Origin of the sequence: Streptosporangium sp. NPDC050284 (assembly GCF_044459525.1) — a bacterium.
Taxonomy (GTDB): Bacteria; Actinomycetota; Actinomycetes; order Streptosporangiales; family Streptosporangiaceae; genus Streptosporangium.
Genome location: NZ_JBITIZ010000033.1, coordinates 1 through 22,355 on the forward strand (window position 1 = coordinate 1; position 22,355 = coordinate 22,355).

Sequence of the window (22,355 nt, forward strand, 5' to 3'; positions counted from 1 at the left end):
TCGTCGGGGTCGGCGGAGGCCATCGCGGGGGCGGCGGTGGCGGCGAGGGCGAGGCCGAGCAGGGACGCGGCGATGACCCGGGTGGTGCGGGTGGTTTTCATGGGCTTGCTCCGTTTATGGGGGGCGGGGCCGGCCGGTCTGTCGGCCGGCCCCGGTTGATCAGGGCGGCGACCGCGGCGCGTACGCCGTGGTCGCCGCCGGTCAGGTCAGCCGCAGTTGAGCGCGGTGTAGGCGGTCTCGTAGTCGGTGGTAACCGGCTGGCCGCCGATGGTGGCGGTGCCGCTGGTGGTGACGGTGCCGGCGGCGAGCTGCCCGGTCCGGGTGTTGAAGGACTGGTAGGCCTGCTTGCCCGGGGCCACGTTGGTGACCGTCTTGGAACCGTAGGGGGTGGTCAGGGTGATGTTGGCGGGCACGGTGCCGTTGTTGACGGCCGTGACCGCCAGGTGCGCCGTGGTACCCACGCAACGAGCCTGGGCCGTAACGGTGAGCGGGACCGACGGAGCGGCCGACACCGTGACGGTCTGGGTCTTGATCTCCTCGACGTTCCCGGCCTTGTCGGTGGCGCGGTAGCGCAGCTCGTGGTCGCCTTCACCGGTGACGTTCACCGTCTCGGTGTAGGGCGTCCAGTCGCCGCCGTCCAGGGAGTACTCGATCTTCTCCACGCCGGACGTCTCGTCCGTCGCGGAGAGGGTGACCGGCACCCCGCCGTTGTCCGGCGAGCCGACCGTCGAGGTCGTCGTCGGAGCCTTCGCGTCGACCTTGACGGCGAGCGTCTTGGTCGCCTCGACGTTGCCCGCCTTGTCGACGGAGCGGTACGCCAGGTTGTGGTCACCGTCGCCGGTGATGGCGACCGGCGCGGTGTACGTGGTCCAGGCGCCGCCGTCGAGCTGGTACTCGGTCTTGTCGACGCCGCTGCCCTGCGCCTCGTCGGCGCCGGCCAGCGTGACCAGGACCTGACCGGTGAACCATCCGTTCTCCGGCTGCGCCGGGTTCGGGGTGGCCGTGGTCACCGGGGCGGTCGTGTCGGCCGTTCCACCGCCGGTGAGGCGGAAGTAGTCGAACTTGACCGTCTTGGACGCCTGCTGCGCGGTGCCGAGGGTGAACACGCCGATCTTGCCGTTGCCGACGGCGGTGTTCGCCACCGTCTGCGCCATATCGGTCCACGTGGTGCCGTCGGCGGAGTAGGAGCCCTTGAAGGTGGTGCCCTCCTTCTTCAGACGCAGGTGCCAGACGCCCTGGGTGAGCGTGCCGGTCTGCGGCTGCGGGTTCTGGACGGTCCCGCCGATCTCGCTGCGCAGCTCGATCCGGCGCGACACCGCGGAACCCGCGGTGTTACCGGTGAGGTAGTCGAGCTTCACGTAGTTGTCGTCGTCGGCGTAGACCATCAGGCCGCCCTGCTGGTACTGCTCGTTCAACGCCGACCCGTCGACCTTCGTCTCCAGCGTCCAGTCGCCGCTCGGCGCCGTCTGCAGGATGAAGTTCTTCGGAGTGCCGTTGGTGCTTCCGTAGATGTCACCCGTGGTGGTGTCGATCTCCAGGTTGCCGCCGGTGACCCGGACGGTCGGGGTGTCGCTACGGACGATCGCGTCCCAGCGGCAGGTGTCGAGGGACGAGCCGTTGAACTCGTCGTTCGGCGCCGGCCTGCCCGCGGTGTCGTCGGGGTTGATCTGGAACCAGTCGAAGGAGGCGTCGACGATCGGGCGGGTGCCCGTGTTCGCCAGGGAGAGCAAGCCGATCCTCGGGTTGGTGATCCCGGCGAGGGCCTTGGTCTGCGGCATCGCCGTGAAGGTGGTGCCGTCCGAGGAGTAGTGGGCGGTGATGTTGGTGCCGTCGCTGACGAACCTCACGTACACCGTGTCGGGGTAGGCGTCCCCGAGGCTGGCGGTGTTGCTGTCCGTCACCTCGTTGGGCGTGCCGTTCTCCTCACGGATGAACTGGAAGACGCGAGCGGCGTGGTCGTTCGTCCCCCGCGCCTGGAGCACCATCTTGGCGTAGTTGTCGTCGTCGCCGTAGATGATCAGACCCGCCTGCTGGTACATGTCGCGGGCGTTCAGCGTGACCTTGGTGGTGGCCGTCCAGGCACCCTGCGGCATCGGCTGGAGCACGATGTTGGTCGTGGTTCCGGTACCGGTGCCGTAGATGTCGGTGAGCGAGGTCGGCAGGACGAGGTTGCCGCCGGCGACCTTGAGGTTCTGGTCCTCACGGACGACCGACCAGCGGTTCCTGTCGAGCTCGGTGCCCAGGAAGTCGTCGGAACGACCACTCAGGCACGCGGTGGTCGGCGGGTCCACCTTGATCGTGAGCGTCTTGCTCGCCGCGGCGCCCTTGGAGTCGGTCACGGTCACCGTGGCGTTGTACGTGCCGGGGGCGTTGTAGGTGTAGCTGGCGTCGGCGGTGGTCGGCTGCGGCGAGCCGTTCACGCCGAAGTTCCACTTGTAGGTGAGCGGGGTGTTGTTGTCGGGGTCGGTGGCGGTCGAGGTGAAGTCGACCTTCAGCGGGGCGACGCCCGTGGTCGGGGTGGCCGTCGCGTCCACCGTCGGACGCTGGTTGTCGGTGACGCCCTGGCCGATGAAGTCGACCCAGTTGAAGTTGAGCAGGTAGGCGTCGTTGGCCGCGCTCGCCGGCTTGCGCACGATGAAGAACACCGGGCCGGTCGTCGCCGGAACGTTGTTCAGGTCGACCGTGACGTCCTGGAACGTCTGCCAGCCGCCGGTGGGCGCGATGTCGACCGAGCCCAGCAGGGTCCCGGTGTCGGCGTTACCCGCCTTGATCTGCACCGTGCCGCCGGCACCGCCCGAGGAGACGCGGAACCGGACCTGGGAGATACCGCCCAGGTTGAGCGGGGTGTAGGACCAGAAGTCGCCGTCGGTGGTGAAGCCGATGCTCTGGGCGCCGCCCTGAGGGTCGGTGGTCGTCTCGGCCTGGACGCCGGCGGCGTCCGTTCCCGTTCCGTCCGCGACCCGGCCGGTCGACGAGAAGTGCTCGGCCTGCTTGCGCTTGGGCTGGAGGATGACCTCGGCCCGCCCGGTCAGCGACTGGGCGCCACCCTGGCCGCCCTTGTCGGTGTAGGTCGCCTCAAGGATGTAGAACAGGTTGTCGTCGATGCCGTGGCCGCTGTCGGACAGCGTCTGGATGGTGCCCTCACAGCCCTCGTGCTGGTCGAGCGGGTGACCGTGACTGTCGTGGCCCAGGTACGCCTGGATCTGGACGTCGTCACAGTCGATCGTGCCGTCCTCGGGGTCGGTGACGACGATCTTGTACTTCACCTGGTCGCCGAACTCGAAGAACCCGCCGTTCGGGGGCAGTTCGAGGGTCACCGTCGGACGGGTGTTGCCCACCGTGATCGGCAGGTTCGCCGTGGCGGTGACGCCGTCGGCGTTGCTGACGGTCAGGACCGCGCTGTACTGCCCGGCCTGGGTGTAGGTGTGCGAGGGGTTGGCCTCGGTCGAGTCGGCGGTGCCGTTACCGTCGAAGTCCCACGAGTAGGTGAGCGGCTTGCCGTCCGGGTCGCTCGATCCCTGGCTGGAGAACTGCACGGTGAGCGGTGCCGGGCCGTCGGTCTTGTCCGCGGAGACGCGGGCGACCGGCGGGCGGACGCCCTTGGTGTACTCGATGCGGTAGATGCCGGAGTCGGCGTTGTCGCCGCCGAAGCCGGAGCCCCACTCGATCAGGTACAGCGCGCCGTCGGGACCGAACTTGATGTCCATGGGGCGCTTGAAGCTCATGGACCGCAGGATCTGGTTGATCTTGATCTGGGCGGTGCCGGCCTCGTTGAGCTGGAACGAGAACATCTTGTTCGTGTTCCACTCACCGAAGATCGCCTTGCCGTCCCAGTAGGCCGGCCACTTGACGGTCGACGCGAGGTCGGCGTCGTAGCGGTAGACCGGACCGGCCATCGGCGCGCCACCGTTGAGCTCCGGGAAGGAGTTCGCGTTGGTGGAGCTGACGTACCAGATCTTCGCCGCGATCGCCGGGGGCAGCGTGGTCAGACCGGTGTTGTTGGGCGAGTCGTTGGTCGTCGCGGCGCAGTTGAACACGGCGCCCGACACCTTGGTGGCGAAGTTGTAGTCGTTGTACGGGGTGTTGTCGCCCACACAGAACGGCCAGCCGTAGTTGCCCGGCTTGTCGACCAGGTTCCACTCGACGGTGCCGCGCGGACCACGGTTGGCATTCGCGGAGCCGGCGTCGGGTCCGTAGTCGGCGACCATCGGGAAGCCGGTCTTCGGGTCCAGGCCCATGCGGAACGGGTTACGGAAGCCCATGGCGTAGATCTCGGGCTTGGTCTTGGCCGTGCCCGCGGGGAACAGGTTTCCGCTCGGCACGGTGTAGGTGCCGTCGGCCTGCGGGGTGATGCGCAGCAGCTTGCCGCTCAGGTCGTTGGTGTTGCCCGAGGTGCGCTGAGCGTCCCAGGAGGACCGGCCGGACTGCTCGTCGATCGGCGTGTAGCCGTCCGAGGCGAACGGGTTGGTGTTGTCACCGGTGGCCAGCCACAGGTCGCCGGTCTTGTGGTCCATGAGCATGCCGCCACCGTGGTGGCAGCACTCGGCCCGCTGCACCGGCACGTCGAGGACGACCTTCTCGCTGGAGAAGTCGAGCGTGTCGCCGTTGACCGTGAACCGGCTCAGCCGGTCGACGTTCTGGCCCACCGGCGAGTAGAAGAGGTACAGCCAGTTGTTGGTGTCGAAGTTCCGGTCCAGCGCCAGGCCGAGCAGACCGCTCTCGTTGGCGGTGAACACGTTCAGACGGCCGGCCGTCACGGTCGAGCCGTTGGTCTTGATGACCTTCACGTCGCCCAGGCGGTCGATGTAGAAGACCCGCCCGTCCTTGGCGATGTCGGTCATCATCGGGTTCGACGTGTTGTCGTCGAGCGTGACCTTCTCGAAGCTGCCGCTCTGCGAGGCCGAGCAGTCGGCCTTCTCGGCGCCCGCGGCGGTCTTGATTCCGCCGAGGAGCATCTTCAGGAAGTTCGGCTCGACGAAGCTCGCCTTGGTGTGGCCGAGGCCGGTGTACCAGGAGCGTCCGCCGTCGTAGTCCTGACACCACACCGTCGGGTGGTCGATGCCCATGGTGGCACCGGTGTAGGACTTCCCGTCCATCGACGCGAGCACGTGCACGTTGGCACGCGGGTTGGTCGTGTAGTCGTACCACTCGTCGGTACGGGTCCACGAGGTCGGCAGGTGCGCCGTCGAGGGGTGCGCGGGGTCCTCGACCTTGACGGTGGCCTGCTGGATCGCCGGGTGCGACTTGAAGTACGCGCCGACGAGCTTGCCGTACCACTCCCAGTTGTAGCCACTGTCAGAGGCCGCGTGGACGCCGGCGAAGCCGCCGCCACCCTGGATGTAGCGCTCGAAGGCGGCCTTCTGGTCCGGCGTGGTCACGGGGTCGCCGGTCGTGGACATGAAGATGACGGCCTGGTACTGAGCCAGGTTGGCGTCGGTGAACTTGGCGCTGTCCTCGGTCGTGTCGACCGCGAAGTTGTTCTCCAGGCCGAGCTGCTGGACCGCCGCGATTCCCTCGGGAATCGAGTCGTGCCGGAAGCCGCTGGTCTTGGAGAAGACCAGGACCTTGAAGTCGGGATCGGCGACGTTGGCCGCCGACGCCAGGCTGGTTGAGGCGGAGCCGGTGGTGGCGTTCGCCGGTGACGTCAGGAATGTGAAGACAGGGAGCAGGGGCGCGACGATGGCCAGAGCCATCATCGCCGCCGTCCGACGTAGGGAGCGGTTTTCTGTTAACGGCAGGCTCTTGGAGAGCCCGGCCCACGTTCGAGAACGTGGTGACATGGTGATCCCTTTCCTGACTGGGGGGTCGTCAGGCAAAGCGCGCGCCGCCGCGCTGGTGCCACTTGTTACATGGGGATGAGGTTGGGTACTGCGGTGATCTGGAGGGTGCCGCCTCCAGGCTTGTGGGGATCCGTTAGCCGGTCGAGAGCTGGGGTAACGGATCCGTGATCATGGTTGGATGGTCGATGAGCCGGTTGACCACCATGTTCGCCGCGCCCCGTGAGGCGGCTCCGAAGCCGAGATCGGAGGCGACGAACCTGCACCGGTTGGCGGAGCCGGCCACGACGAGCCGCTCCAGCTCCGCCTGGGCGTGGGGTAACAGCCATTCGGCGAGCGTGGCGAAGTAGCCGCCGACGACGATCACTCGCGGGTTGAACAGGTTGGCCAGGATCGAGCCGCCGAGCCCGAGCCACCGCCCTACCTGCGCGACCGCGTCCGTCATCTGCCGGTCGCCCGCGACCAGTCCTCTGGCGATCTCCGTGGCGTGCTCCTCGGGGTCGGATACCGGCAGATCGGCCGGCCTGCGCGCCTGGTCCGGCTCGGTCGCCCGTACCAGCGCGGCCAGGCCCACCTTGGTCTCCCAGCAGCCGTGCCGCCCGCAGCCGCAGCGGATGCCGCCCGGGTCGACCGGCAGGTGGCCGACCTCGCCGGAGAAGCCGTCCGCGCCGCGCAGCAGCTTGCCGTCGACGAAGATGCCGCCACCCACGCCGACCTCGCCCGTCAGGTAGACGAGGTGGGGGGTGCCGGCGGCGACGCCGACGGTGTGCTCGGCCACGGCCGCGAGGTTGGCGTCGTTGTCCACCGATACTGGAACGTTCCCTGTGCCGAGTGCGTCGGAGAGGCGTTCCGCGAGGGGCAGGTCGTGCCAGCCCAGGTTGGGTGCGAACGTGACGACGCCACGCGCCACGTCGACCAGGCCCGGGACCGCCACCCCGAGACCGGCAGGGACGGCCCCGGCAAGTCTCATCGCCTCGATGGCCTCCATGGCCATCCGGCCGAGCATGCGCAGCGCGTGATCCGGTCCGCCGGCGATCGCGTTGAAGCCGATCCGGCGCTCCACCAGGACCCGGCCGCCGAGGTCGGATCCGTGGACCGAGATGTAGTCGACGTTTATCTCCAGGCCCAGCGCGCCGACGTGCGTGCCGTGCAGGGCCAGGGGCCGCCGTGGGCGGCCGATCGCGCCGACGTGCTCGGTGTCGACCTCGCGGACCAGTCGCCGGTCGAGCAGTTCGGACACCAGGTTGGAGACCGTGGCCCGGTGCAGGCCGGTCGCCTCCGCGATGTCGGCCCGGGACTGGGACACGTTGTCGCGCAGGTGGCGCAGGACCAGGGAGAGGTTTGTCTGGCGCACCATGGGGGAGCTGGTCGGCAAGGCGGTGCCGGTCGCGTGGGTGACGCTGTACCCGTGGGTCATGCGTGGCCACCGCCTTCTTTTGTCTCGGCAATCAACTAATGAGGTTTGTAACACGCAAGTGTCCGGTGTGCACCTTGTTGCGAGGTAACGAGTTGACATCTTCACGTATGCGCAGGTGAGAGAGTTGCCTTATGTTACGTACTGTTACGTTTCTCGCCGCGCGTCTCCTCCGGGCCGGATGGTCCTCGCTCCGACCGGCCACGCGGAGCGGCTGAGGCCCCCATCGGTCCCGGCGCCCGCACCGCGTCGAGCCGTCGCGGGGACGGACCGACCGAGAACATCGCGCCGGCCGTGCTGGGGGGCCGCCGGACTCACGGAGACGGGCACGAACGAAGCGGGCACGGCCCGACGGCCGTGCCCGCTTCGTTCGTACCCGTTGCGTTCGAGGTCAGAGCGCGTCGTCGTCGGTGACGACGAGGCGGGCGAACCCACTTCCGATCGTCGCGTTCGTCGGCACGGACGCGACCACCCGGTATGACTGGGCGGTCGTCGCCGGTGTGGTGTCGCCCACGATCGGCACCTCGAAGGTGGCCGACCTCGTCCCGACGGGGATGACGACCTGCTGGGCCAGCGCCGTGATCACCGGTGCGACGCCGGTGACGATCGACTGGACGTCGACCGTCACCGGTTTCTTGCTCCGGCCCGAGAGCGTCAGTGTCATGGTGGCGACGCCGGGACCGTCCCCTTCGGGGAGCGTGGGACTCTGCAGCGAGACCTGCGGCAACTCGTCCAGCTCGGACCTGCCCACGCGGACGTCGGAGAACGCGAGGTTGCCCAGGTACACGCCGCTGGTGGGGCTCGCGCCGGTGAGGCGGACCTCTCGTACGTCACGCAGGTTGACCTCGTCGAAGGACGACATCGGGTCGTCCATGTCGAGGCGGCCCTCGAAAAGCTCGACGAGCTTGGCGTCGCCCTCCCCTTCGTCGCGTCGGCGAGCAGGCCGAGATGGCGCATGACGACCTCGCCGCGTGCGAGCGTGCCCGGTCCTCGCTGAACGGGTTGTCGGCGGCGTTGACGCCGTTGGCGCTGACCGACACGACGGCGTACCCGTGACTGGCGAGCACGTCGGCGGGGCCGCCGTACCCGGTGAAGCCGAGGATCGGCTGCTGCCCGGCCGGGCACGGCCAGGTGGTGTTCGACGTCTGGCGCGTGACGGGGTTGTAGCACGCGGAGTGGCGGCCGTGCTGGAAGACGACGAGGGGAAGCCTGCCGGTGGCCTCCTTCGGCGGGTACGTCTTCGCGCGGATCCCGGCCTGCCTGCCGCCGAGGCCGGCCAGGGTGATGGCGGTGTCGCCGAGGTCGTACTCGTCGTGGACGACCGTGTAGCGCCCGGGGGCCGCCGGATCCCCCGGTCGCGGCCCCCGCTCAGCCTCGGCGTGCTCGCGGAGGTCTCGCGGAGGGAGGATTTCAGGGGGAAGGGTTTTCAGGGGCGGGAGGCGACGAGCCCAGTGGGCCCGCCCACCCACGGAGGGTTGGCGCCGGCCACCGAGCAGGTGAGCGAGGCGACCCGGGCGGCGAAGGTCGCGGCGTCCACCGCCAGGTCGAGGTCGAGCCGGTCGAGCCGCCCGCCGAGCAGGCCGGAGGCGTCCAGCCGGTGCAGGAGCCCGGCGGTGAAGGAGTCACCGGCGCCGACGGTGTCGACGACCTCCGTGGGCGGCGTGGGGACCGTGGCACGCTCACCGTCGACGGACAGCAGCGCCCCCCGCGGGCCGCGGGTCACCACGACCAGACGGACCCCGGCGTCGTGCCAGGTGTCGCAGACCCGCTCGACGGGCTCGCCGGGGTGAATGTGCTCCAGGTCGTCGTCGCTCAGCTTGATCATGTCGGCCAGCGCGCACCACCGGGGCATCCGCTCGGCGTAGACGGCCGCGTCGACGAGCGCGGTCCGCACGTTGGGGTCGATCGAGATCGTGGCGTGGGCGGCGGTCGCCGCCAGTGCCTCCTCGACGACCTCCGCGCCCGGCGCGCGGACCAGGGCGAGCGAGCCGGTGTGCAGGCAGGAGACGTCGCCGATCCGCCCCGCGGTGAGCTCCGCCGCGCTCCATCCCCAGTCGGCGGTGCCATTGGCGTGGAAGGAGTAGCGGGCCTGTCCCGACTTGTCCAGGGTGGCCACCGCCAGGGTGCTCGGCTCGACGGCGGCGACGCAGCCGCCGAGATCGACCCCCGAGGCGGTGAGGCGCGCGCGGAACAGGGAGCCGAAGGCGTCGCCCGACAGGCGTCCGAGAAAGCGGGTGGGGGTGCCCAGGCGCGCCAGGGCCACCGCGGTGTTCGCGGGCCCGCCACCCGGGAGAACGCGCAGGGTGAGCTCGTTCTCCGAACTGTCGGCGGTGAACGCGTCGGCGACGCACTCGCCGAGCACGGCGACCTGGGTGGAGGGCATGATCCCTGCCTTTCGTGGAGGTGTCTTCTTGAAGGCATCTTCGTGGAGACGGTCCCCCGGGCATCTTCCGGGTCGGTTTCGTGAGGGCATCTTCCTGGAGGATCTTCGTGAAGGATCTTCGTGAAGACGGCACGGCAGGCGCTCCGGCGACATCACCGGTAGCGGGCTCGCCCACGTGACCACGAGTGGGCCGTGAGCGAGCCGCAGGGCCGTGAGCGAGCCGTGAGGGGAGCCGTGGGTGAGTCAGGGCCGGCCGTGCCCGCTCAGGTGGCGGTGACGACGCCGGAGGCACCGTCGACGGTGATCTCCTGGCCGGTGACGATGTGCTCGGTCGCCCCCCTCACCCCCACCACTGCGGGAATGCCGTACTCTCGGGCCACCACGGCACCGTGGGAGTTGGCGCCGCCCATCTCCATCACCAGGCCGCCCGCCGTGAGGAAGAGCGGGGTCCAGCCGGGGTCGGTGGAGGGACAGACCAGGATCTCCCCGGGCTCCAGGTGCGCGCCGACCGGGTCGAGGACGACCCGGGCGACGCCGGTGACGGTGCCGGCCGAGGCCGGAGTGCCGGTCAGCGCACCGTCCACCGGCGCCGGTACGCCGACGGCCTCCGGCTCGGTGCCGTCCGACAGCAGGACGCGGGGGACATGCCTGCGGCGCAGCTCACGGGCGGCCTCCTCGCGCCGCCGTGCCACGAGCTCCGCCGGTGCGGGGCGCGCGGCCTCGCCGGGCGAGGCGGTGTCGAGGGCCCCTCTGGCCTCGCGGAAGGTGAGGAAGAAGACGTCGTCGGCATCGGCGAGCAGCTCGCGCGCCGCCAGCTCGACACCGACGGCGAGCAGCTCGGCCCGCATCGCGGCCAGGGCGGTCACGACGGCGTACTTGGGCATCTCCCGCAGACCCGCCAGCGCCCGGGTCCTGCCGAGCGCGAAGCGGACGAACCGCCCTCGAAGACCTCCGGCGCGCCCGCTCAAGGTCTTGATCATGAGGGCGGCCTCGGCGGCGCCCGTGGCGAACAGCGCGTCGGGGGCGAGGGCCGGGTCCTCCAGCCGCAGGTAGTTGGCGAGAACGCCGATGATGTGGGTCGGGTCCTCCGACCAGCGCGGCAGCCCGAGGTCGATCTCGGCGACGGCCCTGACGCCGTAGACGGAGAGGAAGTCCGTCAGGCCCTTCTGCACCACGCCGGGAAGCGATCCGGTGCGGAAGCGCTCGGTCAGCTCGGCGGCGGGAGTGCCCAGCAGCAGGGAGGCGGCCTCGCGGTCCTCGCGGATGCGAGCGGCCACCCGCCACAGCGCCAGATCCATCTCGGTGGTCACGTTGTGCGGCAGCCCGCGCAGGACCGTCTGCAGCTCACCCGGCCTGGCCCGGTCACCCAGCGCCTTGGCGGCCAGGCCGAGCATCCCGAACCCGACCGCCACGGCCGGAGCGATCGTCGGCATCAGCGGGAAGACCCGGTGGCTCAGCACCCGCTCCACGTGGTCGAGACGCTGGATCGGGGTGGAGCCCTCGGGCGCGCTCAGCTCCCTGCGCAGACGCGCGTTCAGCAGTTCCACGTCCCGGTGCGCCGACGCGGGGTCGAACAGGGCCCGTACGGCGCGTTGCGGGGCGCGGAAGCGGGACGCGAGTCTGACCGCCCGGCGCAGGGGCGGCCGGAGCGAGGGCTGGGTGATGCTGAACCGGGGATCGTCGAGCAGCCCGCGCAGCACCTTCGCCGACCTGGCCTCCATCACGTCGAGCATCCTCGGGAAGACGACGCGGCCCACCCTGCCGCGCATGAAGCCGGTGATGTCGAAGAACAGCCGCCCGCCCGACTCCGCGATGACGGGGGCCCCGGCCACCGGGTCGGCCACCGGGATCCCCACGATCTCCATTGCCGACGACGACAGCAGCCTGAAGGCCGACATGCCCATGGGGGTGATCGGCCGGTAGAGCCCCTGGGCCAGGCTGAAGCAGAAGTAGACCCGCGTGCCCTCGGGCTCGACGCCTCCGGGCCGCGCGTCCAGGGCGCCGGTTTCTTCCGCGTGTGCTCCCTCTGCGCCTGTGCCGTCCGCGCCTGTTTCCCTCGTGTTCGCGCTGCTCGTGCCTGTGCCCGTACTGCCCGCCACGGACGAAGGGCTCGCGGATGGCTCCGCGTGGTGGGGGATCGGATAAAGCGTGGTGATGGGACGCGACTGGGTCAGCCAGAGGACGCCGTCGGCGTCGATCGCCCACTCGGTGTCCTGGGGCGCTCCGTAGTGCCGCTCGACCCGGTCGCCGAGCTCGGCCAGCGCCCGCACCCACGCGTCCGTGACGCAGGCGTTCTCGGTGGACTCCACCAGGGACGACGGGTTCACGGGCGGCACCTCGACCTGCTCGACACCGCCGCCCGCCAGCGACCGTACGACCAGCCGCTTGTCGCCGAGGCGACGCTCGGTGATCTCACCGGTGGCGGTGTCGACCACGAAGTGATCGGGGTTGACCGTGCCGGAGACCACGGCCTCGCCGAGCCCGGGACTGGCGTCGATCACCGCCTCGCGGCGCCGCCCGGTGACCGGATTGGCGGTGAACATCACCCCGGCCACCTCCGACTGGACCATCTCCTGAATGACCACCGCCAGGCGCACCGCGCGGTGGTCGATGCCGTTCGCGGCCCGGTAGGCGACGGCCCGGTCGGTCCAGAGGGAGGCCCAGCACCGCCGGACCGCGTCCAGCACGGCGTCGGCGCCGATCACGTTGAGGTAGGTGTCCTGCTGCCCGGCGAAGCTGGCGTGCGGCAGGTCCTCGGCGGTCGCGGAGGAGCGGACCGCGACGGGACCGGTCGCGCTGTCGCGTACGGCGCTCGCGATGTCGCCGGGGACCGGCGCGGCGAGCACGAGCTCGCGAGCCTTCGCGGCGAGCGCGTTCAGGGCGGGGACGTCCCCGGCGGACGTCGTGGCGAGTGCCGCGAGCACGTCCTCCAGCCCGGCTCGCTCGGTGACCCTGCGGTACGCCTCGGTGGTGACGCACAGACCGGGGGGAACGGGAAGCCCGGCGGCGGTGAGCACGCCGAGATTGGCGGCCTTGCCGCCGACCAGGGGCAGCATCTCCGCCCCGATGTCATCAAATCTCAGGACGAGAGGCTTGGGCATGGGCGCGTCTCCTTGAGGCTTCGCCGAGAAGCGCCGTGGCTCGGATCACGAGCTCGCGTTCTTCGGCGGTCAGATAGGCCATGACTTCGAGCTGGGCGTCGGCACGGACGCGCTCGAACGTGCGGAGGAAGTCCGCTCCGGCAGGGGTGAGGGTGATCCGCCGCACCCGCCGGTCGCCGGGATCCTCCCGGCGACCGGCGAGCCCTCGTCGTACGAGCTGGTCGACCAGGCGGCTGGTGGCCGAGACGGATCGGCTGACGCGCCCGGCGAGTTCGCGGAGCGTCGGGGGGGCCGGGACGTCGAGGGTGTAGAGCGTGGCGATCTGGATCATGGAAGGCTCGTCGTCCTCGAACCCGCTCAGCAGATGGAGCAGTAGACCGGGGATGAGCGCCCGCCGGAGATCGCCGATGTCGTCGGCCAGCCGGTCGCGCTCCGCGCCGCCCACGGGGTTCATCGGCTAACTCCTTGCATCACTGCAACTAATGCGTCGCCACAACGTTAAACCGGAGATGCCAGGAAGTCAACAAGTGGTGAAATTAGCGCGGCCTGTCCGCCGCGCCTTCCGGTTCGGCGGTGGGCACGCACTTCAACCGGTGAGGCGAGGGCATCTATCCGGCGCAGGAGCCGATCCGTGGCGGCGCGAGTTTCGCCCCGTACCGGCTCGCCACCGCACCGCCGGCCGACCTCGCGAAGAGCCACCCGCACCCACCACCCGGCTTCCCCGCGTGAACCGGAGCGGCTAGTGCGCCCGCCCACGGGTAAAACCTCTCGAAGGGGGAGGGCGGCGCGAGCGAGGAGACGAGCATGACCGACACGACCACCATCACCGATATGACCATAGAGACACACGGTCGCCGGGAGGCGCTCGCGCTGGCCGGGACGATCTGCGACCTCTATGAGGCGGTGTTCTCACCACCTCCGTTCAACGGCAGCGCCGCCGAGTTCGCCAACCAACGCTCCTACTTTCCCGAGCTGGCCGAGCGGCGAGGGTTCCGGCTCACCACCGCGCGCTCCGGGCCGGAGTTCATCGGGTTCGGGTACGGATACCTGCTGCCCGCCGACACCCGCTGGTGGAGCACGCTGGCGGAACCGGTCGGCGAGGAGTTCGCGGCCGAGACCGGGACCAGGACGTTCGCCCTCATCGACTACGGAGTGCTGTCCGACCGGCGGGGCGCCGGAGTCGGGCACCGGATCCACGACGAACTGCTCTCCGGGTCAGGGGCCGAACGAGCCACCCTCTCGGTGCAGCCCAAGGCCGTACGGACCCGGGAGATCTACCGCAGATGGGGATGGCGGAAGGTGTCCCACAGGCTGATGGACCCGCCGATCCCCGCCCCTGTCTTCGACATCCTGGTGCTGGAGAAGATGCCAGGGACACGCTGATCGGTCGTGAACGCCCGGCGTACGTTGATCGATCGTGGACGCCCGTGGCGCGCTGATCGCTCGCGATGGACCGCGAGCCGTCAAACGATGAACCGCGAGCCGTGAGGCGAAGGATCGGAAAACGGTCAGGCGATGAGCTGGAAGGCGTGCAGCTTCTCGTCCAGGGCGACGACATGACGGGTCCTCGCCCACGGATTCAGCGTCTCGCGGACCTCCACCACCGAGCGCGCCAGCCGCGGCGAGGTGTTTCTGCAGGTCAGACGGGCGGCCTCACCGATCTGCTCGCACGCCTCGTCGATACCGCGCAGCCGCAGGTGCCCGCGCGCCAGATCCAGATGGATGAACGCCATGTTGCGGACGAACGCCGGATCGATCCGGGTCAGGGACCGGGCGGCCATCTCGATCGCGGTCTGGGCGTCGTCCATGTCCAGCAGGCATTTGGTCTTGGTCGACAGATACTGTCCGTCGCCGTAGAAGTAGAGCAGCTTGGCCCCCACGTCGCCCTCGCCCGCGTGACCCAGCTCGTGGCGGGCCTGGTCGAGGCTGGTCATGCACCGGGCGTGGTCCTTGTGACGGTCGTTCTTGCCCGAGCGGCGCAACACCGCCGAATAGGCGCGGGCCCCCACGTCACAGGCGTACGACACCAGCAGCTTGCTGTTGGCGCGCTGCCCCCAGGCCAGCGCCCCCAGCGCGTGCTCGACACCCTGCCTGGGGTCGCCCCGCCAGGTCGCGAGCTGCGACCAGTTGGCCAGGACGAAGCTGTTCATCGCGTCGTCGTCGGCCTGGTGCGCGGCCGACTTGGCCTGCTCGTAGTAGTGGTTCGCCCCGTTGAAGTCGTTGAGGTTGAACAACACCCAGGCGATGAACCTGCAGATGTTGGCCAACAGCGACAGCAGCCGGTCGCGCACCTCGTCGGTCGACGCGGCCGGGATCAGCGACCGCACCAGGTGGTGCTGGGCGAGCACGGTCCCCAGCACCGACTGGGGGCCGAGGCTGTCCTCCTGGCGCATGCAGTGGTGCAGCACGGCGTCGATGTGAGCGACGGTGGCCTCGTCCACCCGGGACGGTTCCGCGGCGATCAGGGTGAGCCGGTCGAGCTCGTCGTCGTTGAGCCGGTCCAGCAGTGGAGAGGCCGCCGCCGCCGCCGCGGCGGCCCTGATCAGGGCCAGGACGTCGCGTCGTTTCATGTCCGCCGCCCACCGGGCGAGCGCCTGCACCAGGGCGTCGTACTCCTCATCGAGCGACGTCCCGAACGACACGGGACCCGTGGACAGGGTGGGCAGGGCCGCCAACACCCCCTGGATGTCCTCGGGGCCGAGGCTGCCCGCGGCCCCAGCCGCCACCAGCGCCCGCCCCCGGGACCGGACGGCCGGTGTGTTGTGCTCGTCGGCATCGCGGTGATCTTCACCGTCGACCAGGTCGGCGGTGCGGCACTGGTATATGCGTGCCAGCCGGTTGAGCCCGGCGATCGGCGGCTCGTTGCCGGTGGGGCCGGGCCACGCTTCCCACGACCCGAGTTTCCGGGTCGTCAGTGGCTCGTTCGGCCAGTATTCGTTCCATAGATGGCAGACCTTGGCTTGTGTCAGGCGATGCGCCTCACGGAAGCCCTGGCGGGAGTTCAGACGCCAGCGTCGCTTGAATTCAGCGGCGACCTCGGCCCACGTGCAACCACGTTCGCGAAGCTCAGCGCTGAAGGCATCCATCTGTTGCTTGACGCTGCGCGGTGCACGTGGCATCGGCTCGGCCCCTCCCGGCGGGTTCTCCGGCGGCGATTCTTCGGGCTGAACGTTACTGGTCGATCACGTTCGGTGACTGCCGAGTGCAGAAACCGGCGACCAGATCACCGCTCCTTGCACCGACATCGCTCTAGGGGACGACATGACCCCTCAGGGTGACGAACAGAGTCGGTGTCGTCGCCTGTTTCCAGCCCGCCCCGTGCAGCAGGCTTGAGACAACGCCTGAGCCGTCGGATCCGTGTGGTCTCACCAGCTTGGGCGGGGCGTCCCTACTCTGCGCCGGGGACGTGCGACCGAACCTCTGTTGAATCTCCCTGGAGCCAGCAATGACCGTGCTCCCCGTCGAACGGCCGGGACCGATGCACTCACCGTTTCACCCTGAACCGGACGCCACCGACCACCCGTCCCCGGACTCCCTGGACTCCCTGGACGCGAACGAGCTGCGGCTGGCGGCGCAGCCGACCGCGGCCTCCCAGGCACGCGACTTCACGCTCGCGCAACTGCGGATATGGGGCCTGGAGGAGCTGTCCGACCTCTGTGTCCTCGTCGTCTCCGAGATGACCACCAACGCCATCAAGGCCACCGCCAACCCGCCGATCCCGTACGGCTACACCCACCCGCCGACTCCCGGCCATCCACCCATGCCCGGCCACTCGCACACCTCTGATCGTCCACCCGGCAGCAGCCACGCGCGAACCGCCGGCCCGTACCCGATCCTGCTGCGGCTCCGGCTCACCATAGGGGGCCTGCTCGCGGAGGTCTGGGACAGCTGCGACGGCTCGCCCGAGGTCACCGAGGCGGGGGAGGACGACGAGAGCGGCCGGGGCCTGCTGCTCGTCGGCATGTGCGCCGACGAATGGGGCCACTACCCCTCACCGGGCGGCGGAAAGGTCGTCTTCGCCCGCTGGGCACTGCCGGCCGCCTGGCACATCCCGGCCACGGTGCCCTCGCCGCCGTACGCGTACTTCCGGACTCGCGCGACGCGCGGGTGACCCTCGCGGCCCGCCCGCTCCGTTCCGTGTCCACGCCCCGCCCTGTCCCGTGTCCACGCGGAGAACCGCATCGCCGTGGTCACCGTCCTGCAGGGCGATCGGTCCATCGCGTCGGTGTCGTCAGCGCTCAGGGGACGACCGACCCAACGCGTCCTGCGCGTTGACCACCGAGAGCACCGAGTCGACCAGCTCCGCGATGGACCGGCCACCACCCGTGTCGATGCGATCCAGCCCCAACCTGTCGACGACCTCCAACATGAGCGACTGATAACGCTCCGTCCGAGCCAGAAAACTGTCCATCAAATATCGTTCGTCGCCGGTCGCCACCTCGTAGCGGCCGGCCGCGCGCACCCGAGCACGCACGACGGCGTCGTCCGCGGTGAGCCACACGGCGGCCGTGTGCGGGACGTTCAGCTCCGCGACACGGGCGGGCCAGAGCGCCGACCCCTCCAGGACCAGGCCCGTGCCGGTCCCGGAAGAACGGGTCGTGATCAGCTCCTCGATGCGGGGCCACAGCCGTTCGTAGTGGTCGAGCACGGACGTGATCAGCTCGTCGACCGTGAGCGTTCTGTAGTGCTCGGCGACGTGCGCCGGCACCTCCCATTCCGGGGTCCGCCAGGGACGCCCGGGGTGTCGCGCCAGCTTGTCCGTCGACAGGTACTCGAAACCGAGCCTGTCGGCCACCGCCCGGCCGACGGTCGACTTCCCGACGTTCGACGTTCCCCCGAGCAGCACCACCCGTACACCGCTCATACCGGCGACCTTACTGCCGCGATGAGACCGGTCCGGAGACGGATGATGCAGGATGTCGGGATGGATGCGATCCTGCGCGCCGCCGGTGAAGTGGTGGGAACTGAGCTGTCCGACCCGATGGACCTCGGTGGCAGCCCGCGCAGCGTCGTCCTGCGCTGCCGGACGGCTTCCGGCGGCAGCGTCGTCGTCAAGAAGTACGGCACGGAGCCCGATGACCTGCGCGCCTTCACCGCCGAGGCGGCCGGGCTCTCGTTGCGGCTGGCCGGTCCCGAACTGCTGGGCGTGGACGGCTCGGTCCCGCTGCTGGTGATGGAGGACCTCGGGTCCGCGCCGACACTGGCGGACGTGCTGCTCGGCGACGATCCGCAGGCCGCCCTGGACGGACTGTCGGCCTGGGCGCGCGGGCTCGGGCGACTGGCCGCCGCGTCGGTTCACCGGCGCGCCGACCTGGCCGCCCTGTCCGCCGGGTACGGCAAGGGCGTGCCGTCCTGGGACGAGGAGCCGTGGATCTTCCGGTACGCGGCCGGGTTCCCCTCGGCGCTCGCCGGGATCGGCGTCGAGGCGCCGCCGGAGCTGGCCGGGGAGCTGGAACGGATCGCGGCGACGGGCGCGGACGAGTTTCTCGCCTTCACCCCCGGCGACACCTGCCCGGACAACAACCTGCTCACCCCGCAGGGCCTGCGGCTCATCGACTTCGAGTCGGCCTGCTACCTGCCGGTCTTCATGACGGCCGCGTACTGCCGGATGCCCTTCGCCACCTGCTGGTGCGTCTTCAGGCTGCCCGCCGGTCTGGCGGAGAAGATCGAGGAGACCTACCGCGCGGAGGTCGTCGAGGTGTACCCGGAGCTGGTCGAGGACGAGATCTGGCAGCCCGGGATCCGGCGGGCGGTCGTGCTCTGGACGGTGTATCTGACGGCCAACCTGATCCCGCGCACGGCGAAGGACGAGCCGGCGCACAGGACCCGGCGTCCCGTCCCGACGCTGCGGCAGCTGCTGAGACACCGCTGGGAGATGGCGAGCACCATGGAGGAGTTCCCGGCCTTCGCGGAGACGATGCGGCTGCTGCTCCGGGACGTGGCCGACGGCTGGGACGTCCCCCCGCTGCCGGGCTACCCCGCGTTCGGCGGCTGAGGACCCGGCGGGGACGGGCAGGACATGCCGACCGCGCGCCGAACTAAGATCATCGAATGTCCAGGCCACCCTCCGCAGCGCAGGTGACACCGCCTCCGAGAACGCGTACACCGGTACACCGGGTGCTGCGACGAGTGATCGCCGTCGCGGTCGGTGTCTGCGCGCGGCTGGGCGCGGTGCGGCTCGTCGTGCCCGCCACGGCGGGCACGGCCGACGAGCCGCCCGGGGTCGGCGGCAGCTGACTTTCCTGCGCGCGGCACTCGACGGCGGCGCCGGAGACCAGGCGCAGAACCTGTTCCCCGAGGGCTACGTCTTCCTGCACGCCCTGTACGGCCTGAGCTGGGTCGAGCTCGGCATGCGCGAACCGGCCGGCGAGCGGTCGGCGGCGCTGCGGGAGGCGCGCTGGGCGCTGGCCCGGCTGGAGTCGCCGTCCGGCCGCGCCCCGTTCAGCGCGGACCTCACCCCGCCGCACGGCGTCTTCTACCGGGGCTGGACCAACTGGCTGCGCGGCGGGACGCTCGCCCTGCTCCCGCACCGCGCCGACCCCGGCACCGGCGCCCCGGCCGAGGTGGCCAGAGGCAGCTCGCAGAGCCTCGGCCAGCGTTTCCTCGTCGAGATCGACCCGGCCTTCGCCGCCGAGCAGTACCGGCGCTTCCGTGACCTCTACGTCGTCTCCCCGCTCGGCCTCGGACCGGCCGTACGCGAGTACCCCGTGGGCATGGACGGCCCTGGTGATGTCGACTCCGGCCCGCTCCCGCTCGGCGTGAGCCTGTCGGCGACCGCGGTGGCCCTCGGCACCGCCCAGATCCACGGCGACGCCCCGCTCGCCGAGGCGCTGGCGAACTACGGCGAGCTGGCCGGGCTGCCGATCGACACCCCCTGGACCAAGAGGTACGCCTTCGGCCTCCTCCCGATCGGTGACGCCTTCCTGGCCTGGGCGAAGACCGCCCGCCCATGGGTGGCGCCACCCCCTTCACCGCCCCCGGCGACCATCTCGCCATGGTGGCGCACGCCGCTGCTGGCGTTGCTGCTCGTCATCGGTCTCGCCCCTTGGACGCCCGCCCTGGTGCGGCGCCGTCGAAGCCGTCGTGCCCGTCTCGTACCGGCGGAGGTGACGGGTGAGGCGTGACCGTTGGCGTCATCCGCCGGCTCGACGAGCCGCAGCATAGCCTTCCAGGATTTCCGCCAGTTCCTTCGGCCGGCTCAGCGCGACGCAGTGCCCGGCGGTGATCTCGTCAGGGGTGATGTTCAGGCGTTCGGCCGCCAGGCGGCGAAAGAAGTCAGGCGGGAAGGAACGATCCTGATCGCACAGCACGAATCTCGTCGGCACGTCCGGCCACGCGTCGAGGGGCCAGGGCTCATCCATCCGGGCCTCTGCCTGCGGACGCTCCCTACGCATGGCCTCCTCGGCCAGCTCACGCGGCACGTCGTGATAGAAGTCGGCGTACGGATCCCCGGTGCCGCCGGTGCTTTCACCATCACTTCGTGCCTGCTCCCGTTTCGCGTCCTGGAAGCCGGTGTTCTCCCACCACTCCACCGGCGACTCGCCGGGCGCCGGAATCATCGCGGCCACCAGGACCAGCACATCGACCGGAAGCCGAGCGGCGACCAGGGGAGCGGTGAACCCTCCGAACGACTGACCGACCACGACGAGGTCCTCACGGTCACCGACAGCCTCGATCACCGCGTCGGCGTACTCGTTCAGCCCCGCCGAGTCGTCGTCGCAGGGAAGGTCCGGAGCGACCACGTCGTGCCCACGGGCCCGTAACTCGGCCTCCACCAGGTGCCAGTACCAGCCGACGTCTCCCGCGCCATGGATCAAAACGAAGGTACTCATAGCCGGCGACCACCTGTCATCTCATCGTGTCGGGACTCATTGAACCCATTTCATCTTCGGGTCTCCTGGGCAACACGGTGGTTCTGTAGGACGGCAATGGCCTTGACGAGGTGGCCGGCCTTGCTGGGGCCGCAGCGCAGCTTTCGCATGATTCTCCATGGCTTGAGCTGCGCGTTCGCGCGCTCGCCGGGTCCGCGGAGCTTGGCGTGTGATCGGTTGGCCTGTTGCCGGGACCGAGGCTTGTTCCGGCCCTTGTACGGAGTGACAACGACGGTGGCCTCGGCCCCCTGACAGCCCTCGTCGGCCAGGGTGAGGATCCCCCCGCCTTCTCCAGTCCGCGCAGGATGCTCCATCCTCTGGCCGCGGTCAGGTCGTGTGTGCTGCCCGGCATCGCGCCGGACGTCCGCAGGATCGTCCCGTCCGGGCCCGCGATCACTTGTACGTTCATGCCGTGGACCCGATGCTTGCCCGAAAAGTAGGGACGGTCGAGGACGAACCCTCAACTCGCGATCATGTCGTGACCAGCGACTCGGCCGCCCAGGGATGAAATGAGTTTCATGTTTCCTGGGTCGTCCGGGGAGAAAAGTCCATTCAAGGTCGTCGGGTGGAGGTACGGCTGATCAAATGCCAGGCGACCTCGGCGTCCCGGTCGGCCGGGGTGAGGTGGCCGAGGGCGGTACGGGCGCAGCGGGCTCCCTGGTCGCGCAGGGACTGGGCGATCGTGGTGAGCCCGGCCGGGGCGGCGGCGTCGGAGTCGTCCCAGCCGCCGAGGGTGAGGTCGCCGGGAACGGTGAGGCCCAGGTGGGCGGCGGCGCGCAGGACGCCGAGGGCCAGCTCGTCGCTCATCGCGGCGATCGCGTCGCAGGCGTTCGGGCCGGTGAGCAACTCGGCCGCGAGTGTCTCGGCCTCTCGTGCGCTGTTGGTGGAGCAGACCGCCACGCGGACCTGTGACCAGTCGCCGCCGGTCTCGGCCCAGGCGTCGCGGTAGCCGCGCAGGCGCCTGCGGGTGACCCGGAAGGTCGAGGTGTCGGGGTCGATGCCTGCGGACGCGTCGGCCGAGGTGGTTCGGGAGCCGGCGTCGGTGACGCCCGGAGTGCTGTCGGCGGTTCCGGAAGCGGCGCCGGCGTTTTGGGGAGGCTCGCTCCCGGGAGCGTCGCTCGCTCCCGGAAGCACACGACTAATGGGGACGCCGAAGGCGACGCGGGAGACTCTCGCACGGTCGAGGGGAAAGCTCAGCACTCCCGGGTGACGCGCTCCCGCGAAGACCTCGCGGCCCACGGCCGCCGCTGCGGCGCGGTCGTCGGCGGCGACGAAGGAGAGGCCGTCGCGGCGCGGGCCGCCGTGGACCACGGCGGGCAGGCCGGTGGCGGAGATGGCGTCGATGACGGGGTCGTCGTCGGCGGTCGTCCAGACCACGAAGGCGTCGACGGCGGCCTCGGTGACCCGGTCGACGTCGGAAGGGCTTCCCGTGACAGGTACGAGCGTGAGCGCCATGCCGTGATCGGCGCAGACCTGGGCGACACCGGACAGGAAACGAGTGGCCTGCGGGTCGTCGAAGGCGTAGGTGAGGTGCTCGCCGAGGACGACGCCCAGGTTGCCGGTCCTGCCGCTGCGCAGTGAGCGCGCGCCGGGATGCGGGCCGGGGTAGCCGAGGCGCTCGGCGGCCTCGCGGACCTTGGCCCGTGCCTCGTCGGAGACCCGGCCCGGTTGCCCGTAGGCGTACGAGACGGTCATCACCGACACGCCTGCCGCGCGGGCGACCTCGGCCATGGTCACCCTGCGTCGCGTTGTCCGTCCGCTCATGGTCCGAGGGTATCTGTGTATCGATACACAGCTGATTTGTGTATC

16 protein-coding genes and 1 pseudogene are annotated in these 22,355 nt (G+C 70.2%); 5 read left to right on the forward strand and 12 right to left on the reverse strand.

The features are described 5' to 3' along the window. Positions 1 to 206 precede the first annotated feature (206 nt). From ACIBH4_RS38130 to ACIBH4_RS38160, 7 genes are all read right to left on the reverse strand, one after another. Entirely contained in the window at positions 207 to 5,693 is a 5,487-nt protein-coding gene (locus ACIBH4_RS38130) for a ThuA domain-containing protein (protein ID WP_362769701.1), read from the reverse strand. 220 nt (positions 5,694 to 5,913) lie between these two features. Continuing rightward, on the reverse strand, positions 5,914 to 7,194 hold the full coding sequence (locus tag ACIBH4_RS38135; protein ID WP_362769703.1) for an ROK family transcriptional regulator: 1,281 nt from the start codon (positions 7,192 to 7,194) through the stop codon (positions 5,914 to 5,916). A 388-nt stretch (positions 7,195 to 7,582) separates the two neighbouring features. Beyond that, complete coding sequence (locus ACIBH4_RS38140; protein ID WP_362769705.1) at positions 7,583 to 8,053, reverse strand: hypothetical protein; 471 nt, start codon at positions 8,051 to 8,053, stop codon at positions 7,583 to 7,585. After that, complete coding sequence (locus tag ACIBH4_RS38145; protein WP_362769707.1) at positions 8,022 to 8,660, reverse strand: hypothetical protein; 639 nt, start codon at positions 8,658 to 8,660, stop codon at positions 8,022 to 8,024. The genes ACIBH4_RS38140 and ACIBH4_RS38145 overlap by 32 nt, the downstream gene beginning before the upstream one ends. Next, positions 8,618 to 9,574, reverse strand: coding sequence for a carbohydrate kinase (locus ACIBH4_RS38150; RefSeq protein ID WP_362769709.1), 957 nt, complete (start codon positions 9,572 to 9,574; stop codon positions 8,618 to 8,620). The genes ACIBH4_RS38145 and ACIBH4_RS38150 overlap by 43 nt, the downstream gene beginning before the upstream one ends. Positions 9,575 to 9,837: 263 nt before the next feature. After that, on the reverse strand, positions 9,838 to 12,675 hold the full coding sequence (locus tag ACIBH4_RS38155) for a PEP/pyruvate-binding domain-containing protein (protein ID WP_362769711.1): 2,838 nt from the start codon (positions 12,673 to 12,675) through the stop codon (positions 9,838 to 9,840). Then, the gene (locus ACIBH4_RS38160) at positions 12,647 to 13,129 is read right to left on the reverse strand and encodes a MarR family transcriptional regulator (RefSeq protein ID WP_362769713.1); all 483 of its coding nucleotides are present in this window, start codon (positions 13,127 to 13,129) and stop codon (positions 12,647 to 12,649) included. Before ACIBH4_RS38160 ends, ACIBH4_RS38155 begins: the two co-directional genes overlap by 29 nt. A gap of 350 nt (positions 13,130 to 13,479) precedes the next feature. On the opposite strand from ACIBH4_RS38160, the gene ACIBH4_RS38165 reads away from it, so the two are divergent. Continuing rightward, the gene (locus tag ACIBH4_RS38165) at positions 13,480 to 14,058 is read left to right on the forward strand and encodes a hypothetical protein (RefSeq protein ID WP_362769715.1); all 579 of its coding nucleotides are present in this window, start codon (positions 13,480 to 13,482) and stop codon (positions 14,056 to 14,058) included. A gap of 125 nt (positions 14,059 to 14,183) precedes the next feature. Here ACIBH4_RS38165 and ACIBH4_RS38170 read toward each other — a convergent pair whose 3' ends face one another. Then, positions 14,184 to 15,794 (reverse strand): hypothetical protein, encoded by a 1,611-nt coding sequence (locus ACIBH4_RS38170; protein WP_362769717.1) that lies wholly within the window; start codon positions 15,792 to 15,794, stop codon positions 14,184 to 14,186. Between the two features lie 326 nt (positions 15,795 to 16,120). On the opposite strand from ACIBH4_RS38170, the gene ACIBH4_RS38175 reads away from it, so the two are divergent. Continuing rightward, positions 16,121 to 16,786: an ATP-binding protein gene (locus tag ACIBH4_RS38175; protein ID WP_362769719.1), complete on the forward strand. Its 666-nt coding sequence runs from the start codon at positions 16,121 to 16,123 to the stop codon at positions 16,784 to 16,786. Between the two features lie 120 nt (positions 16,787 to 16,906). Here the strand turns inward: ACIBH4_RS38175 and ACIBH4_RS38180 are convergent, their stop codons facing one another. Beyond that, the gene (locus ACIBH4_RS38180) at positions 16,907 to 17,539 is read right to left on the reverse strand and encodes an AAA family ATPase (RefSeq protein ID WP_362769720.1); all 633 of its coding nucleotides are present in this window, start codon (positions 17,537 to 17,539) and stop codon (positions 16,907 to 16,909) included. 60 nt (positions 17,540 to 17,599) lie between these two features. Here ACIBH4_RS38180 and ACIBH4_RS38185 point away from each other — a divergent pair, with 60 nt between their 5' ends. From ACIBH4_RS38185 to ACIBH4_RS38195, 3 genes are all read left to right on the forward strand, one after another. Beyond that, complete coding sequence (locus ACIBH4_RS38185; RefSeq protein ID WP_362769722.1) at positions 17,600 to 18,670, forward strand: hypothetical protein; 1,071 nt, start codon at positions 17,600 to 17,602, stop codon at positions 18,668 to 18,670. 56 nt (positions 18,671 to 18,726) lie between these two features. Continuing rightward, positions 18,727 to 18,912 carry a hypothetical protein gene (locus ACIBH4_RS38190; RefSeq protein WP_362769724.1) on the forward strand — a complete coding sequence of 62 codons (186 nt, stop codon included), beginning with the start codon at positions 18,727 to 18,729 and terminating at the stop codon, positions 18,910 to 18,912. A gap of 113 nt (positions 18,913 to 19,025) precedes the next feature. Beyond that, entirely contained in the window at positions 19,026 to 19,799 is a 774-nt protein-coding gene (locus tag ACIBH4_RS38195) for a hypothetical protein (RefSeq protein ID WP_362769726.1), read from the forward strand. 9 nt (positions 19,800 to 19,808) lie between these two features. Here ACIBH4_RS38195 and ACIBH4_RS38200 read toward each other — a convergent pair whose 3' ends face one another. From ACIBH4_RS38200 to ACIBH4_RS38210, 3 genes and pseudogenes are all read right to left on the reverse strand, one after another. Next, positions 19,809 to 20,507 carry an alpha/beta hydrolase gene (locus ACIBH4_RS38200; protein ID WP_362769728.1) on the reverse strand — a complete coding sequence of 233 codons (699 nt, stop codon included), beginning with the start codon at positions 20,505 to 20,507 and terminating at the stop codon, positions 19,809 to 19,811. A gap of 50 nt (positions 20,508 to 20,557) precedes the next feature. Continuing rightward, positions 20,558 to 20,994 (reverse strand): annotated as a pseudogene (locus tag ACIBH4_RS38205) (transposase family protein); the annotation flags it as partial. A gap of 104 nt (positions 20,995 to 21,098) precedes the next feature. Continuing rightward, the gene (locus ACIBH4_RS38210) at positions 21,099 to 22,310 is read right to left on the reverse strand and encodes a LacI family DNA-binding transcriptional regulator (RefSeq protein ID WP_362769730.1); all 1,212 of its coding nucleotides are present in this window, start codon (positions 22,308 to 22,310) and stop codon (positions 21,099 to 21,101) included. Positions 22,311 to 22,355 lie beyond the last annotated feature (45 nt).

Bases quoted from the DNA above. Each gene is read 5' to 3' on its own strand.
- ACIBH4_RS38130 (WP_362769701.1), bottom strand. From the start codon at position 5,693: ATGGCTCTGGCCATCGTCGCGCCCCTGCTCCCTGTCTTCACATTCCTG.
- ACIBH4_RS38170 (WP_362769717.1), bottom strand. From the start codon at position 15,794: ATGCCACGTGCACCGCGCAGCGTCAAGCAACAGATGGATGCCTTCAGC.
- ACIBH4_RS38210 (WP_362769730.1), bottom strand. From the start codon at position 22,310: ATGAGCGGACGGACAACGCGACGCAGGGTGACCATGGCCGAGGTCGCC.
- ACIBH4_RS38190 (WP_362769724.1), top strand. From the start codon at position 18,727: ATGTCCAGGCCACCCTCCGCAGCGCAGGTGACACCGCCTCCGAGAACG.
- ACIBH4_RS38185 (WP_362769722.1), top strand. From the start codon at position 17,600: ATGGATGCGATCCTGCGCGCCGCCGGTGAAGTGGTGGGAACTGAGCTG.
- ACIBH4_RS38175 (WP_362769719.1), top strand. From the start codon at position 16,121: ATGACCGTGCTCCCCGTCGAACGGCCGGGACCGATGCACTCACCGTTT.
- ACIBH4_RS38135 (WP_362769703.1), bottom strand. From the start codon at position 7,194: ATGACCCACGGGTACAGCGTCACCCACGCGACCGGCACCGCCTTGCCG.
- ACIBH4_RS38150 (WP_362769709.1), bottom strand. From the start codon at position 9,574: ATGCCCTCCACCCAGGTCGCCGTGCTCGGCGAGTGCGTCGCCGACGCG.
- ACIBH4_RS38180 (WP_362769720.1), bottom strand. From the start codon at position 17,539: ATGAGCGGTGTACGGGTGGTGCTGCTCGGGGGAACGTCGAACGTCGGG.
- ACIBH4_RS38160 (WP_362769713.1), bottom strand. From the start codon at position 13,129: ATGAACCCCGTGGGCGGCGCGGAGCGCGACCGGCTGGCCGACGACATC.
- ACIBH4_RS38165 (WP_362769715.1), top strand. From the start codon at position 13,480: ATGACCGACACGACCACCATCACCGATATGACCATAGAGACACACGGT.
- ACIBH4_RS38200 (WP_362769728.1), bottom strand. From the start codon at position 20,507: ATGAGTACCTTCGTTTTGATCCATGGCGCGGGAGACGTCGGCTGGTAC.
- ACIBH4_RS38195 (WP_362769726.1), top strand. From the start codon at position 19,026: ATGCGCGAACCGGCCGGCGAGCGGTCGGCGGCGCTGCGGGAGGCGCGC.
- ACIBH4_RS38155 (WP_362769711.1), bottom strand. From the start codon at position 12,675: ATGCCCAAGCCTCTCGTCCTGAGATTTGATGACATCGGGGCGGAGATG.
- ACIBH4_RS38140 (WP_362769705.1), bottom strand. From the start codon at position 8,053: ATGTCGTCCTTCGACGAGGTCAACCTGCGTGACGTACGAGAGGTCCGC.